The sequence below is a fragment of the Arthrobacter bambusae genome (assembly GCF_030812595.1).
In the GTDB taxonomy this organism is placed as follows: domain Bacteria; phylum Actinomycetota; class Actinomycetes; order Actinomycetales; family Micrococcaceae; genus Arthrobacter; species Arthrobacter bambusae_B.
In genome coordinates this window covers 244,525-259,711 of the sequence record NZ_JAUSSZ010000002.1, presented here as the reverse complement: position 1 = coordinate 259,711, position 15,187 = coordinate 244,525, and the positions used below count along the sequence as shown (strand labels likewise).

The 15,187-nt window shown below is 63.8% G+C and carries 13 protein-coding genes; 5 read left to right on the top strand and 8 right to left on the bottom strand.

Annotated elements, in window-relative coordinates; translation table 11 throughout:
- Positions 1-22: 22 nt before the first annotated feature.
- Positions 23-1,243, bottom strand: a complete 1,221-nt coding sequence (locus tag J2S96_RS04650; protein WP_306860389.1) for a sarcosine oxidase subunit beta family protein — start codon at positions 1,241-1,243, stop codon at positions 23-25.
- Positions 1,240-2,607: a serine hydroxymethyltransferase gene (gene glyA / locus J2S96_RS04645; RefSeq protein WP_306860634.1), complete on the bottom strand. Its 1,368-nt coding sequence runs from the start codon at positions 2,605-2,607 to the stop codon at positions 1,240-1,242. The genes J2S96_RS04650 and glyA overlap by 4 nt, the downstream gene beginning before the upstream one ends.
- 154 nt (positions 2,608-2,761) lie before the next feature.
- Between glyA and J2S96_RS04640 the strand changes: the two genes are divergently transcribed.
- Positions 2,762-3,433: a GntR family transcriptional regulator gene (locus tag J2S96_RS04640; RefSeq protein WP_306860387.1), complete on the top strand. Its 672-nt coding sequence runs from the start codon at positions 2,762-2,764 to the stop codon at positions 3,431-3,433.
- Positions 3,434-3,734: 301 nt separating this feature from the next.
- On the opposite strand, the gene J2S96_RS04635 is transcribed toward J2S96_RS04640, so the two are convergent.
- Complete coding sequence (locus J2S96_RS04635) at positions 3,735-4,016, bottom strand: hypothetical protein (protein WP_306860385.1); 282 nt, start codon at positions 4,014-4,016, stop codon at positions 3,735-3,737.
- A 303-nt stretch (positions 4,017-4,319) separates the two neighbouring features.
- Positions 4,320-5,057 (bottom strand): VOC family protein, encoded by a 738-nt coding sequence (locus J2S96_RS04630; RefSeq protein WP_306860382.1) that lies wholly within the window; start codon positions 5,055-5,057, stop codon positions 4,320-4,322.
- 103 nt (positions 5,058-5,160) lie between these two features.
- Here J2S96_RS04630 and J2S96_RS04625 point away from each other — a divergent pair, with 103 nt between their 5' ends.
- On the top strand, positions 5,161-5,985 hold the full coding sequence (locus tag J2S96_RS04625; protein WP_306860380.1) for an IclR family transcriptional regulator: 825 nt from the start codon (positions 5,161-5,163) through the stop codon (positions 5,983-5,985).
- Positions 5,986-6,014: 29 nt separating this feature from the next.
- Here the strand turns inward: J2S96_RS04625 and J2S96_RS04620 are convergent, their stop codons facing one another.
- Genes J2S96_RS04620 through J2S96_RS04605 form a run of 4 tightly spaced genes read right to left on the bottom strand, consistent with a single transcriptional unit; the run spans position 6,015 to position 10,147 of the window.
- Complete coding sequence (locus tag J2S96_RS04620; RefSeq protein WP_306860378.1) at positions 6,015-6,623, bottom strand: MBL fold metallo-hydrolase; 609 nt, start codon at positions 6,621-6,623, stop codon at positions 6,015-6,017.
- Positions 6,620-7,708: an S-(hydroxymethyl)mycothiol dehydrogenase gene (locus J2S96_RS04615; RefSeq protein ID WP_306860376.1), complete on the bottom strand. Its 1,089-nt coding sequence runs from the start codon at positions 7,706-7,708 to the stop codon at positions 6,620-6,622. The genes J2S96_RS04620 and J2S96_RS04615 overlap by 4 nt, the downstream gene beginning before the upstream one ends.
- A gap of 60 nt (positions 7,709-7,768) precedes the next feature.
- Positions 7,769-8,905 carry an aromatic ring-hydroxylating oxygenase subunit alpha gene (locus J2S96_RS04610; protein WP_306860374.1) on the bottom strand — a complete coding sequence of 379 codons (1,137 nt, stop codon included), beginning with the start codon at positions 8,903-8,905 and terminating at the stop codon, positions 7,769-7,771.
- Between the two features lie 45 nt (positions 8,906-8,950).
- The gene (locus J2S96_RS04605) at positions 8,951-10,147 is read right to left on the bottom strand and encodes an NAD(P)/FAD-dependent oxidoreductase (protein ID WP_306860373.1); all 1,197 of its coding nucleotides are present in this window, start codon (positions 10,145-10,147) and stop codon (positions 8,951-8,953) included.
- A 249-nt stretch (positions 10,148-10,396) separates the two neighbouring features.
- On the opposite strand from J2S96_RS04605, the gene J2S96_RS04600 reads away from it, so the two are divergent.
- From J2S96_RS04600 to betA, 3 genes are all read left to right on the top strand, one after another.
- The gene (locus tag J2S96_RS04600) at positions 10,397-10,747 is read left to right on the top strand and encodes a bifunctional 3-phenylpropionate/cinnamic acid dioxygenase ferredoxin subunit (protein WP_306860371.1); all 351 of its coding nucleotides are present in this window, start codon (positions 10,397-10,399) and stop codon (positions 10,745-10,747) included.
- A 132-nt stretch (positions 10,748-10,879) separates the two neighbouring features.
- Complete coding sequence (locus J2S96_RS04595) at positions 10,880-13,387, top strand: GcvT family protein (RefSeq protein ID WP_306860368.1); 2,508 nt, start codon at positions 10,880-10,882, stop codon at positions 13,385-13,387.
- A gap of 54 nt (positions 13,388-13,441) precedes the next feature.
- The gene (gene betA, locus J2S96_RS04590; RefSeq protein ID WP_306860366.1) at positions 13,442-15,184 is read left to right on the top strand and encodes a choline dehydrogenase; all 1,743 of its coding nucleotides are present in this window, start codon (positions 13,442-13,444) and stop codon (positions 15,182-15,184) included.
- The last annotated feature ends 3 nt before the right edge of the window (positions 15,185-15,187 follow it).

The window sequence follows — 15,187 nt, the reverse complement described above, 5'->3', positions numbered from 1 at the left end:
TTGGTCTCCTAAAGGGCTGCGGCTAGTGGGCGACGGCGGCGGCGCCGTGTTCGTCAATCAGGGCACCGGTCTCGAAGCGTTCCAGCGAAAAAGGCCTGTTGAGCTCATGCGGCGTACCTGTGGCGATGGTGTGGGCGAAGGTCAGGCCGGCAGCCGGCGTGCCCTTGAAGCCACCCGTGCCCCAACCGCAGTTGACGAACATGTTCTCCACCGGAGTAGTGCCGACGATCGGCGAGGCGTCCATGGTGGTGTCCACGATTCCGCCCCAGGTCCGGAGCACGTGGGCCCTGGCAAAGATCGGGAAGAGCTCGACGGCGGCAGCCATCTGGTGCTCGATCACATGGAAGGAGCCGCGCTGGCCATAGCCGTTATAGGAATCCACGCCGGCACCCATGACCAGTTCGCCCTTGTGTGCCTGGGAAACGTACACATGTACGTGGTTGGACATGACCACCGTGGGGTGGACGGGCTCATGGAGTTCGGAGACCAGTGCTTGGAGCGGGTGGGATTGGATCGGGAGGCGGAAGCCTGCCATTTCGGCGAGGACCGAGCTGTGGCCCGCGGCCGCGAGGCCGACCTTTTCGGTGTTGATGGTGCCGCGGTTCGTCTTCACGCCGACCACCCGGTTGCCGTCCTTGACGAAGCCGGTCACTTCGCAATTCTGGATGATGTCCACTCCGAGTTCATCGCACTTGCGGGCAAAGGCCCAGGCGACGTGGTCGTGCTTCGCGATGCCGGCCCGGGGCTGGTACGTGGCGCCCATGACCGGGTAGCGGATGTTGTCGCTGATATTGAGGATGGGGCAGAGTTCCTTGACTTGCTGCGGGTCCAACCACTCGGCATCGACCCCGTTGAGCTTGTTCGCGCCGACGCGGCGGACGCTTTCGCGGACGTCGCCCAGGGTGTGGGCGAGGTTCATGACGCCGCGCTGGCTGAAGAGGAAATCGTATTCGAGCTCCTCGGGCAGGATCTCCCAGAGTTTCAGCGCGTGCTCATAGATGGCAGCGCTCTCGTCCCAAAGGTAGTTGGAACGGATGATGGTGGTATTCCTGGCCATATTGCCGCCGGCCAGCCAGCCCTTCTCCAGGACGGCGATGTTGGTCATTCCGTGGTTCTTGGCCAGGAAGTACGCCGTGGCCAGGCCGTGGCCGCCGCCGCCCACGATCACGGCGTCGTAGGAAGCTTTGGGCTCCGGGTTACGCCACAGGAAATCCGGGTGTTCGGGGAGTTGGTCTGCGCTCACTGGGCTGCTCCAATCATTTCTGCCTCAAGTTCGGCGGCGGCGTCGTTGTTGCTGCCGGTCCGGGAAAGATGCGGGTATAGCGGGAATTGTTCGGCGAGCGCGGTAACCCTTGCACGGAGTTCGACGGCGGCCTGGTCACCCAGGCTGCCGCTGGCCCCGGCGGCTTTGCCAGCGGCGGCGATCAGCGCCGTCGCAATGATGTCCGCTACCTCGGCGAATTCCTTGGCACCGAAGCCGCGTGCGGCGAGTGCCGGGGTACCGATCCGGAGCCCGGACGAAACCATCGGCGGCCGGGGGTCGAACGGGACGGCGTTACGGTTCACGGTGATGCCGATGCGGTGCAGCGTGTCCTCGGCTTGCTGGCCGTCCAGATCGGAGTGGCGCAGGTCAACCAGGACCAGGTGGACATCGGTGCCTCCGTTGACCACCGAGATTCCCGCGGCGGCCACATCTTCCTCCAGGAGCCGTTCGGCGAGGAGCTTGGCGCCTTCGAGCACCCGCACCTGCCGTTCCTGGAACTCGGGCTCTGCCGCCATCTTGAACGCCACGGCCTTGGCCGCGATCACGTGCTCCAGCGGGCCGCCCTGTTGGCCGGGGAAGACCGCGCTGTTGATCTTGCGTGCGTATTGTTCCTTCGACAGGATCACCCCGCCGCGCGGACCGCCGAGGGTCTTGTGGGTTGTGGTGGTCACGACGTCGGCGTAGGGCACGGGGTTGGGGTGCAGGCCCGCGGCGACGAGGCCGGCGAAGTGGGCCATGTCCACCATAAGGTAGGCGCCCACGAGATCGGCGATGCGGCGGAATTCGGCGAAATCCAAGTGGCGCGAGTACGCGGACCAGCCGGCAACGATCAGCTTCGGGCGGTGCTCGAGGGCCAGGGCTTCAACCTCGGCCATATCCACCCGGAGGTCGGATTCGCTGACGTGGTACGGGATGACGTTGTAGAGCTTGCCTGAGAAGTTGATGCGCATGCCGTGGGTCAGGTGGCCACCATGTGCGAGGTCGAGGCCCATGATGGTGTCACCGGGCTCGAGGAGGGCGAACATGGCAGCGGCGTTGGCCTGGGCGCCCGAGTGCGGCTGGACATTTGCGGCTTCGGCGCCGAAGAGGGCCTTGACACGGTCGATGGCCAGTTGCTCGATGACGTCCACGTGCTCGCAGCCACCGTAGTAGCGCTTGCCCGGGTAGCCTTCCGCGTACTTGTTGGTCAGGACCGAGCCCTGTGCCTGCATGACGGCTGCAGGGGCGAAGTTTTCGGAGGCGATCATTTCCAGCGTGGACTGCTGGCGGATGAGTTCCTGGGCGATCGCCTGTTCAACCTCCGGGTCCGCCTGGGCGAGCGGGCGGATCAGCGGTTCAACCATCATGTTCTCCTTTTGAGATACTTGTGTTTACTGACTAATCAGCAACTGATATATTAGAACTGTTGCCATAGTATGTTGGAGATCACACAACCGTCAACAGTCCGGCAACGACTGATCCGCCAGACTTGGAATTGTGACAAACGGGAGAGGGCACATGAGCACTGCACTGGAAGCTCTGGACACGGGCACGCAGGGAACGTCCTTGGCGGAAAACGCCTACCTGCTTCTGCGCGACCGGCTCATCATGCTGGACATCAAACCCGGAGACCCCATCAACGACGGGCAGATCGCCACGGAACTCGGCATCGGACGCACACCCGTGCGCGAGGCCATCAAGCGCCTCGAAAGCGACCACCTTGTGGTCTCGTATCCCCGACGCGGAACCTTTGCCACGGGCGTAGACATCACCCAGTTGGCGGACGTCTCCGAAATCCGTGAGCTGCTTGAGCCGTTGGCGTCACGGCGGGCTGCCCGCATGGCCAGCCCGAGGCTGCGCGAAGAACTGCGCGAGGTCGCCGCAGCAATCAGCGCCCTGGAGGCCCACGACGCCAGCCAGCAGGAACTGATGCGCTACGACATCCAAGTGCACCGGCTAATCTACAAGGCCGCGGCCAACCCGCACCTTGAGGACGTGCTGATCCGCTACGACAACCTGGCAACCCGAATCTGGTGCCACATGCTGGAGAAGATGCCGTCCGTGACCGGGCACGTCGCAGAGCACGCTGAACTGCTCACCGCAATCGCCGACGGCGATGAGGACCGGGCGGCCGCGCTGGCCCTGCACCACGTGGTGAGTTTCGAGGAAACGATCCGCAAGGTGCTTTAGGTTCGGGGACCTACGGCGTCATCTCTTCCAGAGCTTGGACCACTTCACGTTCAACAGCAGCAGCCCCAGCAAGAGTGCATCAACCGTCATCACTCCCGCCATGAAATAAGCCCAACCGATAATCATGGCTCGATCGCCACCAGTCGGCGGCCCGAGGGGCGGCGTTGCATCACAACACACATACCAATCTCCTGACCCGGATCCCCCCAGTCACTCGATAGTCCATCAAGTGTGGCACGACGCCGCCCAAGAAGGAACGGCTTACGGCGGTCGATGGCCGGAGAGCGTTGAAGGGCGGGAGCTAAGCTTTCAAGACCTCGCCACCGTGGGGGCCAATGGTTCCTGTCTGCAGGCTCAGGAGCGTCAAGAGGATGACCATTCCCAGCAGCACAACGGCAGCGGCCAAGGTGAGGGTGCGGTTCCGACTTGGGGCTTCTCCGGCTGCAAGAAAGAGGGCAGAACCGGACAGGACAGCAGAGATAGCTGTGAATGGATAGAGCGGCAAAATCAACAAGATGGCCCCTCCCAGCAGGAAAAACCTGGAGAGCGCAACGCCTGAGCGCTTTCTTACCAAGGGCTGCACGATTGATCATCTCCTTTTCCACCGATATTCATTTGGTCCCCAATCGTGAAACTGTCATGGGCGTGGTCGACGACCCGCCTCACGAAGGCCTCATCGATGTTCCTTTTGGGTAATCGAAAGAACAGATACACCCGGTTCCTGACGGCGCGACGGTGGCCTTCATCGCAAACGCTAACAAGGGAAAACTGCACTGAGTGGTCGTCCGGATCAAAATGAGTGGCAAATCGCCCATATTTGAGTGTTAGCGACGAGACGCACAAAGAACCCTGCTGGTTCGGCGAGCCGTTAAGCCGCGGCTCTGTGTCACCCGGGGGTGAGGACGCAGAATTCGTTGCCCTCCGTGTCGGCGAGGCACACCCACGGCACGTCGCCCTGGCCGACGTCGGCGTCGGTAGCACCCAGGGCGCGCAGCCGCGCCACCTCTGCGGCTTGATCGTCGCCGGGGTACGGCCTGAGGTCGAGATGGACGCGGCCGGACACGTCATTCGCCGCGGGCGTGCGCACGAACTCCAGGTATGGTCCCACGCCCTTGGCTGAACGCAGCCTCGCAAGATCATCGGTCAACTCATGCAGGGTCCAGTCCGTCGCCCCGTCCCAGAACCGGGCCATGTCCCGCGGATCCGCGCAGCTGACCACCACCGCCGCGATAGGCCCGGTGTCCCGGTAGATTGGCCGAGGCTCCAACACGCAGAACAGGTTGCCCTCGGGGTCAGCCAGGACCGTCCACGGCACATCGCCCTGGCCAATGTCTGCGGGCGTCGCGCCGAGCTTCACCAGGCGCGCCACGAGCTCCGCTTGATGGGCCGCAGACGTGGTGGCGAGATCAAGGTGCGCCCGGTACCGCACTGTCTCAGGGTCCGGGACCATGACCACATCAACACAGACGGTGGCCGGGTCCGGCCCTGCGAAGCCCCTGGGTTCAACATTGGTCACGCCGGGTCCTTCGCTCGAAACGCCCCAGCCGAGAGCCTCCGCCCAAAACCGCCCGAGCGCCGAGTCGTCCCGGGCCTTGAAATTCACCTGAACAAGCCGCAGTGCCATACCGCCCGATCCTATAACCAGGCAGACCGGATAGGGGGCAGCGTCCCAGGACACGAAGCCAGGAGGCGCGTCTCACTTGACCGCGTTTGAGACGATGAACCACATGGACGCTGATGCAAGCTTCGCCAACGACCCCGATACCGATCACGCCGGCGCACACCACGCCGGCGTACAGTCCGTGGACCGGGCCATCACCGTGCTCGAAATCATCGCCCGCAACGGCGACGCCGGGGTGAGTGAAATCGCGGAGGAAATGGGCGTCCACAAGTCAACGGCGTCGCGACTGCTGAGCGCCCTGGACGCCCGGGGAATGGTGCAGCAGAATCATGAGCGCGGAAAATACCAGCTTGGTTTCAATATCCTGCGCCTGGCCAGTGCCATTCCGGCCCGTCTCAGCTTGGTAAGGGAGGCCCGGGAAGATCTCGAAGCCCTGGCGGAGAAGTTCGCCGAGACGGCCAACCTGGCGGTGCTGCGGTCGAATTTCGCGGTCAATGTGGACCAGGCCATTGGCCCCAACACGCTCGGCACCCAGGACTGGATCGGTGGGCTGACCCCCCTCCACGCCACGTCCAGCGGCAAGGTCATGCTAGCCGCCCTGCCGCCTGCGACGCGTGACCGCGTCCTCAGGGAAGCCGGCCAGGCGCGGTACACGCCACAAACCATCACCGACCGCAAGGAACTGGAACGGCAAATGCCGGTCATTGCGGAGGCCGGTTACGCCGCCACGTATGAAGAACTCGAACGCGGGCTCAACGCTGTCGCCGTTCCGATCCGCAACCACAGCGGCACGGTGATCGGAGCCATTAGCCTTTCCGGCCCGGCTTTCCGTTTCGAACCGGAAAAAATACCCGGCTTGCTTGATGCGCTCAAGCAAGCCGGGTATTCAATCAGCGTCAAGATGGGCTACACCGCCGCCAGCGGCGCCTAGGGACCGCCAATCTGGCGGTCCCGCGCCGCCTAGGCGATGTTTTCCTCCTCGGCCTTGATGGTGGTGTCCCCGCCATGACCTGTCCGGACCACGGTTTCCCCCGGTAGCGTCAGAAGGCGCTCCCGGATCGAGGCCAGGATGGTCGGATGGTCGCTGAACGACCTGCCCGTCGCTCCCGGACCGCCGTTGAAGAGGGTGTCGCCTGTGAACACCGTCCGTTCACTTTCCAGGTAGAAACACGTAGAGCCCGGTGAGTGGCCCGGCGTGTGGATGGCCTGCAGGGCCGTGCCCGCCACTTCGAAGATGTCGCCATGTGCAATGTGACGGTCAGGCCGGACATCCGGATACACCTGCTCCCACAGAACCATGTCTTCGGGATGCAGGTGGATCGGCGCGTTCACGGCCTTCGCCACGTCGAGCGCTGCTCCGATGTGGTCATTGTGCGCATGGGTGAGCAGGATGGCGCGCACCTTTCGGCCGCGGACCTGGTCGATGATCGCCGCGGCATCGTGTGGCGAATCGATGATCACGCATTCGTCGTCGTTGCCGACAATCCAGACGTTGTTCTCCACGTCCCAGGTGCCGCCGTCGAGCGAAAAAGTGCCCGAGGTGACGAGGTTTTCAATGGTGACGCTCATCCGATCTCCACCACCGAACGGAGCACTTTGCCTTCGTGCATCTTGGCGAACGCTTCTTCCACTTGGTCGATGGTGATCCGTTCGGACACGAACGCGTCCAGGTCCAGGTTGCCTTGCTTGTAGTGCTGGACCAGCATCGGGAAGTCCCGGGAAGGCAGGCAGTCCCCGTACCAGGAGGACTTCAGCGAACCGCCGCGGCCAAAGACATCCAGCAGGGGCAGCTCGAGCTTCATGTCCGGCGTCGGGACCCCTACCAGCACAACCCGGCCGGCGAGATCGCGCGCGTAGAAGGCCTGTTTGTACGTCTCCGGGCGTCCGACTGCTTCGATCACCACGTCCGCACCGTTGCCGCCGGTCAGTGCCCGGATCGCCTCAACGGGGTCCTCCTGGCTGGAGTTGACACCGTGAGTTGCTCCCAGGGACGTGGCCATCCCGATTTTGTTGGCGTCGATGTCCACCGCAATGATCGTCGTGGCGCCGGCGAGCTTTGCCCCGGCGATGGCAGCGATGCCAACACCACCGCAACCGATCACGGCCACGGACTCGCCCCGCTTGACTTCACCGGTGTTGATGGCGGCGCCGATTCCCGCCATCACGCCGCAACCAAGCAGCCCGACGGCGGCCGGATCGACGTCGGGATCCACTTTGGTGCACTGCCCGGCGGCCACGAGCGTCTTTTCCGCGAACGCGCCGATCCCGAGGGCCGGGCTGAGTTCCGTGCCGTCCTCGAGGGTCATCTTCTGGGTAGCGTTGTGAGTGTTGAAGCAGTACTGCGGCTGGCCCTTGGCACAAGCCCGGCACTCGCCGCACACGGCCCGCCAGTTCAGGATCACCCGGTCACCGGGTGCCACGGAGGTTACATCGGGGCCAACGGCACTAACCACCCCGGTTGCCTCGTGGCCCAGCAGGTACGGGAAGTCTTCACCGATGCCGCCCTGCTTATAGTGCAGGTCGGTGTGGCAGACGCCGCACGTCAGGATGTCCACCAGCGCTTCACCCGGACCGGGTTCCGGCACCAGGATGGTCTCCAACGAGACCGGAGCGTTCTTCTCCTTGGCGATGACCGCTTTTACTTTGTAAACCATTGGCTGCGTCCCTTTTCCTTGGTTCCCGTTAGCTCGTCGCAACGACAGACATACTTCAGGCTAGCTTTCAACGGGGACATCAGCGATCTTGCCGGTGACCCAGCTGTGGAACGCCTCAATGTGGTGCTCGCTGGGCACCAGGACGCCGCCCTTGGCATAGATCTTGGAACCCATGGCTGGCTGGCAGCGTTCGCAGGCGTCGAAGTCCTGCTCGTTGACCCGGTGGAAAAGCTCCACCGAAGCGCTCACGTCCTTGCCGGATTCCACCACGCTGGGCAGGTACAGCCAATCGCATTCGACGATCGTGTGGTCCGCTGCCAGCGGGAACATGCGGTGGATGATGACATGGTCGGGAACCAGGTTGACGAAGACATTCGGTTTGATGGTCACTGCGTAGTACCGGCGGTCCTGGTCATCGCCCACTCCGGGAATTCGGTCCAGCCCCTCGGAACCGTCGATCGTGAAGCCCTTGATGTCGTCACCGAACTCGGCTCCGTGGCCCACGAAATACTGCGCCGCCAGACCGTCGGCGAACTCGGGCAGCACTTCGGTGAGCTCGGGGTGGATCGTGGCGCAGTGGTAGCACTCCATGAAGTTTTCGATGATGAGCTTCCAGTTGGCCTTGACGTCGTACTTGATGCGGCGGCCAAGGCTCAGGTTGGCGATGTCATAGTCGTCAACGGCCCGCAGGTCTCCGAGGCGCTCCTCGATCGCCCCCATGACGTCTTCTTCGAACGACGGTGGCTCGTCGGCGAGGCAAACCCAAACGTAGCCCATGTATTCGCGGGCATGGACCTTGACCAGTCCGTATTCGTTGCGGTCAATATCGGGCATCTTGGTGAGGTTGGGGGCCGCGATGAGCTTTCCCTCAAGGTCGTAAGTCCAGGCATGGTACGGGCACTGGAAGGAGCGGTTGGCCTCGCCGGATTCCTCCATGCACAGCTTCACGCCCCGGTGCCGGCAGATGTTGTAGAACGCGCGGATTTCCCCCTTGCGGGTGCGGTTGATGAGCACGCTCTCGCGGCCGATCTGCACTGTTTTGAATGAGCCGGCCTTTTCCAGATCGGCGGTCCGCACCGCGCAGAACCACATTTGTTCGAAGATGTGCTCTTGCTCGGCGTGGAAGATGTCTTCGCTGACATAAGTGTGGCCGGGAAGAGTGGGGATCAGGCTGGGGGAAACAACTTCAGTGGTCATGCTGACTCCTATTCAGTGATGAAAGCGGGTGGGGCTTGAGGGTGCCTAAGGGGTTGCCAGGACTGGCGGGGCGTGGCGTGCGTTGAGTTGCCGGCGCCAGCGGGTGAACAGGCGCGGCTGGTTCACGCCCAGAACGCCCACCGGTTCCACGCCCCGGTAGTACACGGCCAGGAAGCTGTGGTTCTCGAGCTGCCCCGCCTCGATCTCGACGCGTTCTGCGTCCCGCGCGTGGCCGGCGAACTGCAGCGTCACTCCGTACTGCTCGGACCAGAAGTACGGCACATTGAGAGGAAGAGGAGCCGCAGAGTGGTCCAGGAGCGCGGCCACGGCCAGCGCTGCGCGTTCCTGGGCTCCGGTCCAATGCTCTACGCGGTGGCGCCGGCCGTTTCGTTCGTCGAACCAGGCCGCACAGTCCCCCACGGCGACCACGCCGGGGACGTTCGTCCGTCCCATCGAATCGCACGCCACGCCGTCGTCGAGCTCCACGCCCGAATCGGTCAGCCATCCCACGTTGGGGACCGCGCCGATTCCGAGGAGCACGACGTCGGCGGAACGGTACTGTCCGTCGCTGAGCCGGACACCGGTCACATTTCCCTCATAGCTGTAATACGAGTCGATTCCCGTGTCACAAATCAGCTCCACGCCATTGATCCCATGGAGCGTTGCCATGACGGCAGCCATCTCCGGACCCAGCGGAGCACTGAGCGGCACTTCGCTCTTGCAGATGATGGTCACGTCCATCCCCAAGCCTTTGGCTGTTGACGCGACTTCGGCCCCGATAAAGCCGGCGCCCACAACCAACAAGCGGCCGCCGGCAACGAGCTCCGGGGCCAGGTCCTGGGCATCTTGGAGAGTCCGCAAGGTAAAAACATTGGCAAGGCCCGCAAGTTCGGGCAATGTGCGGGCCGAGGCTCCCGTGGCAATCACGACGCCGTCAGCCGCCACAGTGCGCCCGTCGCCCAGGGTGATGGTCCTGGTGGCGGCGTCAAAGCTCCGTGCCGGCGAGCCGAGCAGCCATTCGGCCTGGAGCGGGTCATCCCCTCCCGCCTCCCCGTCTTCCAACATGACATGCTTGATGCCGATCTTCCCTGCCAGGAACTCCTTGGACAGGGGCGGGCGGTCATAGGGGCGGTGCTGCTCATCGCCGATGATAAGCAGCCGCCCGGAAAAGCCCTGCGCCCGGGCCGCGCGGGCGGCAGAAAGTCCCGCCAGTGATGCACCCACGATCGCCAATGTCTCCATGGCTTCCTCCTCGCAGAGCCGTTCGCCTGCTTATTGCGCAATACGTTTATTGCGCGATCTGCAACAGGCTTCATTATGCGAAACAGCGTGACCTACTTCACATCCCATGTCAAGGAATCTGCGTAAGAAATTGAACCCCTTGACAAGGTGCTGTGATGTCGATCACTCTGTTGCGTATTGTGATCAGCGTTGATCATGAGACAACCGCTCCACAGGTTTTGACCAGTCCGGTGAAAGAAGGTTCGTGAGATGCACAGTGCTTGCCCGCTCAGCTCGTTGGCTCCGGGGGACGCGATTCGACTCGAGACGTCTCCGCCCATTGCCGTGTTTCACACCGAAGAGGGCGAACTCTTCGCACTCGACGACACCTGCACCCACCAAGACGCCTCCCTCGCCGACGGCTGGGTAGAGGACTGCTGGGTGGAGTGCCCCCTTCATGCTTCAAAGTTCAATCTCCGCACGGGAGCCGCCGACGCGCCTCCCGCCAAGTTGCCCGTCAGGGTCCACGAAGTCCTCGTAGTGGATGGCCAGATCATGGTCAAAGAATCCGAAGACACCCCCAACCTTCCACCTGGCTTGACCGTCGACGGCCACGTCTAGGGCCCTTCCCCGTTGTTCCGGCATTGCCAGCACGGGTGCTGATCAACAGTTACAGGACCGTCGTCTTCCGCTAGCCATGCCGACCGTCCGGAGCGCCAAACTTCCACGCCACTCACTCCAGGAGCAACACGCATGTCCACAACACCCCGCGTCGTCATCATCGGAGCCGGCATCGTCGGCGCCAATCTCGCGGACGAGCTGTCCACCCGCGGCTGGACCAACATCACCGTGCTCGAGCAGGGACCATTGAAATTGGCGGGCGGCTCAACCTCGCACGCCCCCGGCCTCGTGTTCCAGACCAACGCCTCCAAGGCCATGACCCAATTCGCGTCCTACACCGTGGACAAGCTTCTCTCGCTCAGCGATTCCGGGGTCTCCTGCTTCAACCAGGTCGGCGGTCTCGAGGTGGCAACCACACCCGAACGCCTGGAGGACCTCAAGCGCAAGCTGGGCTACGCGGCGTCGTGGGGTGTTGAAGGCCGGCTCATCGACCCCGACGAGTGCGCCAAGCACTACCCGCTGCTCGATCAGGAAAAGGTACTCGGCGGTCTCTACGTCCCCTCGGACGGCCTGGCTTCAGCGGCCCGCGCCGTGGGCCTGCTCATCGCGAAGGCGGGCGCCGCGGGCGTCACGTTCCGAGGTTCCACTCCCGTCATCGGCATTGAACAGGCCGGAGGCAAGGTCACGGGCGTCGAGACTCCCGACGGCGTGATCCCGGCCGACATCGTGGTCTCCTGCGCCGGGTTCTGGGGACCCAGGATCGGTGCCATGGTGGGCATGTCCGTGCCGCTCCTGCCCTTGGCCCACCAGTACGTCAAGACCACCTCCGTGCCCGAGCTCGTCGGCCGGAACGATGCTTCGCGGCTGCTTGACCCGGGCAACGGCGCGTGGATGCCCATCCTCCGCCACCAGGACAAGGACCTCTACTACCGAGAGCACGGAGACCGGATGGGCATCGGCTCCTACGCCCACAAACCGATGCCCGTGGACCTCCGGGAGCTGCCCGAGGTTGCCGCGGCTGACATGTCCGAGCACCGCATGCCGTCCCGATTGCCGTTCACCGAAGAAGACTTCCTGCCGAGTTGGGAGGACTCCAAGGAGCTCCTTCCGGCACTTGCCGAGGCCGGGATTGCGGATGGCTTCAACGGGATCTTTTCGTTCACTCCCGACGGCGGTCCGCTGGTGGGCGAGTCCAAGGACGTTGACGGCTTCTTCGTGGCCGAGGCCGTATGGGTGACGCACTCCGCCGGCGTGGCCCGAGCCCTGGCGGAGCGCCTCATCGAGGGCCAGTCGCGGATTCCGCTCCACGAATGCGAAGTCTCCCGCTTCGAGGAAATCCAGACCGCGGAGAGCTACGTCAGCGAAACCTCCCAGCAGAACTTCGTGGAAATCTACGATGTCCTGCACCCGCTGCAGCCGCGCGTCTCCCCTCGCGAACTCCGCGTGAGCCCGTTCAATGCCCGTCAAAAGGAGCTCGGGGCGTTTTTCCTCGAAGCCCACGGCTGGGAGCGTCCGCATTGGTTCGAGGCAAACCGCGCATTGCTCGAAGAGCTCCCGGAAGGGTGGCGTGCGCCCGAGCGTGAGCCCTGGGCCGCCATGTTCCACTCCCCCATTTCCGCCGCCGAAGCATGGAAGACGCGCACCGCCGTCGCGCTCTACGACATGACGCCGCTCAAGCGGCTGGAGGTTTCCGGTCCGGGCGCCGTAACCCTCTTGCAGCACCTCAGCGCCGGGAAAGTCGACAAGAAGCCGGGTGCGGTCACGTACTGCCTGCTCCTCAACGAGGATGGCGGCATCCGGAGCGACATTACAGTGGCCCGGCTGGATGAGACCACGTTCCAGGTGGGCGCCAACGGCAACATCGATTTCGACTACCTCACCACCGAAGCCCGCAAACAGACAGCCGCGGACGTCACCCAGTGGGTCCAGGTCCGCGACATCACCGGTTCCACGTGTTGCGTGGGGCTGTGGGGGCCGCTCGCGCGCGAGGTCATCGCCAAGGTGAGCGACGACGATTTCAGCAACGAGGGACTGAAGTACTTCCGCACCAAGAAGGTCCGCATCGGCGGGATCCCGGTCACCGCGATGCGGCTGTCCTACGTAGGCGAGTTGGGCTGGGAGCTGTACACGACGGCGGAAAACGGCCAAAGGCTCTGGGACCTGTTGTTCCAGGCAGGCCAGGAGCAGGGCATCATCGCGGCCGGTCGCGGTGCGTTCAACAGCCTGCGCCTGGAGAAGGGCTACAGGCTGTGGGGTACCGACATGACTCCGGAGCACGAGCCCTTCCAAGCCGGCCTTGGCTTTTCCGTCAGCAAGGACAAGGAAGGGTACGTCGGCGCGGAGGCCCTCAAAGGCCGCCGCGAACTGCCCGTCAACCGGCGGCTGCGCTGCCTGACGGTCGACGACGGCACGTCCGTGGTGCTGGGCAAGGAACCTGTCTATTTCCGGGGGGAGCCTTCCGGCTACGTTACGAGCGCCGCCTACGGCTACACCGTCCGGAAGCCCATCGCCTACGCTTGGCTGCCCGCAGAAGCGGGCGAGGGTGACGCCGTCGAGATCGAATACTTCGGCAAGCGGATTCCAGCCACCATCTCCGCCGATCCCCTCGTGGATCCGACCATGGAAAAGCTGCGGGGCTAACTCTCTCCGGCTACCGGACACAGCAATGGGGATCACTTCAAAGGAGTTCAACTAATGGCCAACGAAAAGTTTGACTACGTCATTGTGGGTGGCGGAAGCGCCGGGTCGGTCCTGGCGGACAGGCTGAGCGCCGATGGCACCAAGACCGTCCTGGTCCTGGAGGCCGGCCGCAGCGACTATCCCTGGGACCTCTTCATCCAGATGCCCGCCGCGCTTACCTTCCCCAGCGGGAACAGGTTCTACGACTGGCGCTACCAATCCGACCCCGAGCCGCACATGCATGGACGCCGGATCGCCCACACCCGCGGCAAGGTCCTGGGGGGATCCAGCTCCATCAACGGCATGATCTTCCAACGCGGCAATCCTTTGGACTACGAACGCTGGGGAGCCGACGCCGGGATGGAAACGTGGGACTTCGCCCACTGCCTCCCGTACTTCAACCGCATGGAAACCGCGCTCGCGGCCGATCCCGGCGATGAGCTGCGGGGGCACAACGGACCGCTGGTCCTCGAACGCGGCCCGGCGCGAAATCCCCTCTTCCAAGCCTTCTTCCGCGCCGCGGAGCAAGCCGGCTTCGCACGGACCAACGATGTCAACGGATACCGGCAGGAGGGCTTCGGCCCCTTTGACCGCAATGTCCACAAAGGCCAGCGCCTCTCCGCCTCCCGCGCCTACTTGCGGCCGCACCTCGACCGTCCCAACCTCACCGTGCGGACCCGGGCACTCGTATCCAAGATCAACTTCGACGGCACTGGTACTACCGGAGTCAGGGCTACGGGAGTCAGCTACCGACGCAACGGCAAGCAGCGCAGCGTGGACGCCCAGGAAGTCATCCTGTGCGGAGGAGCCATCAACACCCCGCAGCTCCTGCAGTTGTCCGGGATCGGGGACGCCACGCATCTCAAGTCCCTCGGAATCAGGCCCGTGGTCGACCTCCCCGGCGTTGGCGAAAACCTCCAGGACCATCTGGAGGTCTACATCCAGCACGCCTGCACCCAGCCGGTGTCCATGCAGCCGAGCCTGAGCCTGTGGCGCTATCCGTGGATCGGCCTGCAGTGGCTGTTCGGACGCAAGGGGCCCGCAGCCACCAACCACTTCGAAGGGGGCGGCTTCGTGCGCTCCAACGAGGATGTTGCCTACCCCAACCTGATGTTCCACTTCCTACCGGTGGCAGTCCGCTACGACGGCCAGAAGGCCGACGCAAAGCATGGCTACCAAGTGCACATCGGGCCCATGTATTCCGACGCCCGCGGCAGCCTGAAGATCACCTCCACGGATCCAAAAGTCCACCCCTCCATGAAGTTCAATTACCTCTCCACGGACCAGGACCGGCGCGAGTGGGTAGAAGCCATCCGGATTTCCCGGAACATCCTGGAGCAGTCTGCCATGGCGCCTTTCAATGGCGGCGAGCTCTCCCCGGGTCCAACTGTCCAGACAGACGAGGAAATCCTCGACTGGGTTGCCCGCGACGCGGAAACCGCCCTGCACCCTTCCTGCACGGCCAAGATGGGTCCGGCCACAGATCCCATGGCCGTGGTGGACCCGCTCAGCATGCGGGTCCACGGCACCTCGGGCCTGCGCGTGGCTGATGCTTCGGCAATGCCCTATGTGACCAACGGCAACATCTACGCACCAGTCATGATGCTCGCCGAGAAAGCCGCGGACTTGATCCAGGGCCGCGAACCCCTCGCGCCGATCGCCGCCGAGTTCTACCGGCACGGCGCGGCCCCGGGCGCAGACGGGCCGGTCCCGGACAGCCTGGAAAGCAAGCCCGAGGCCACTTCGGCAAGGAACTAAGGA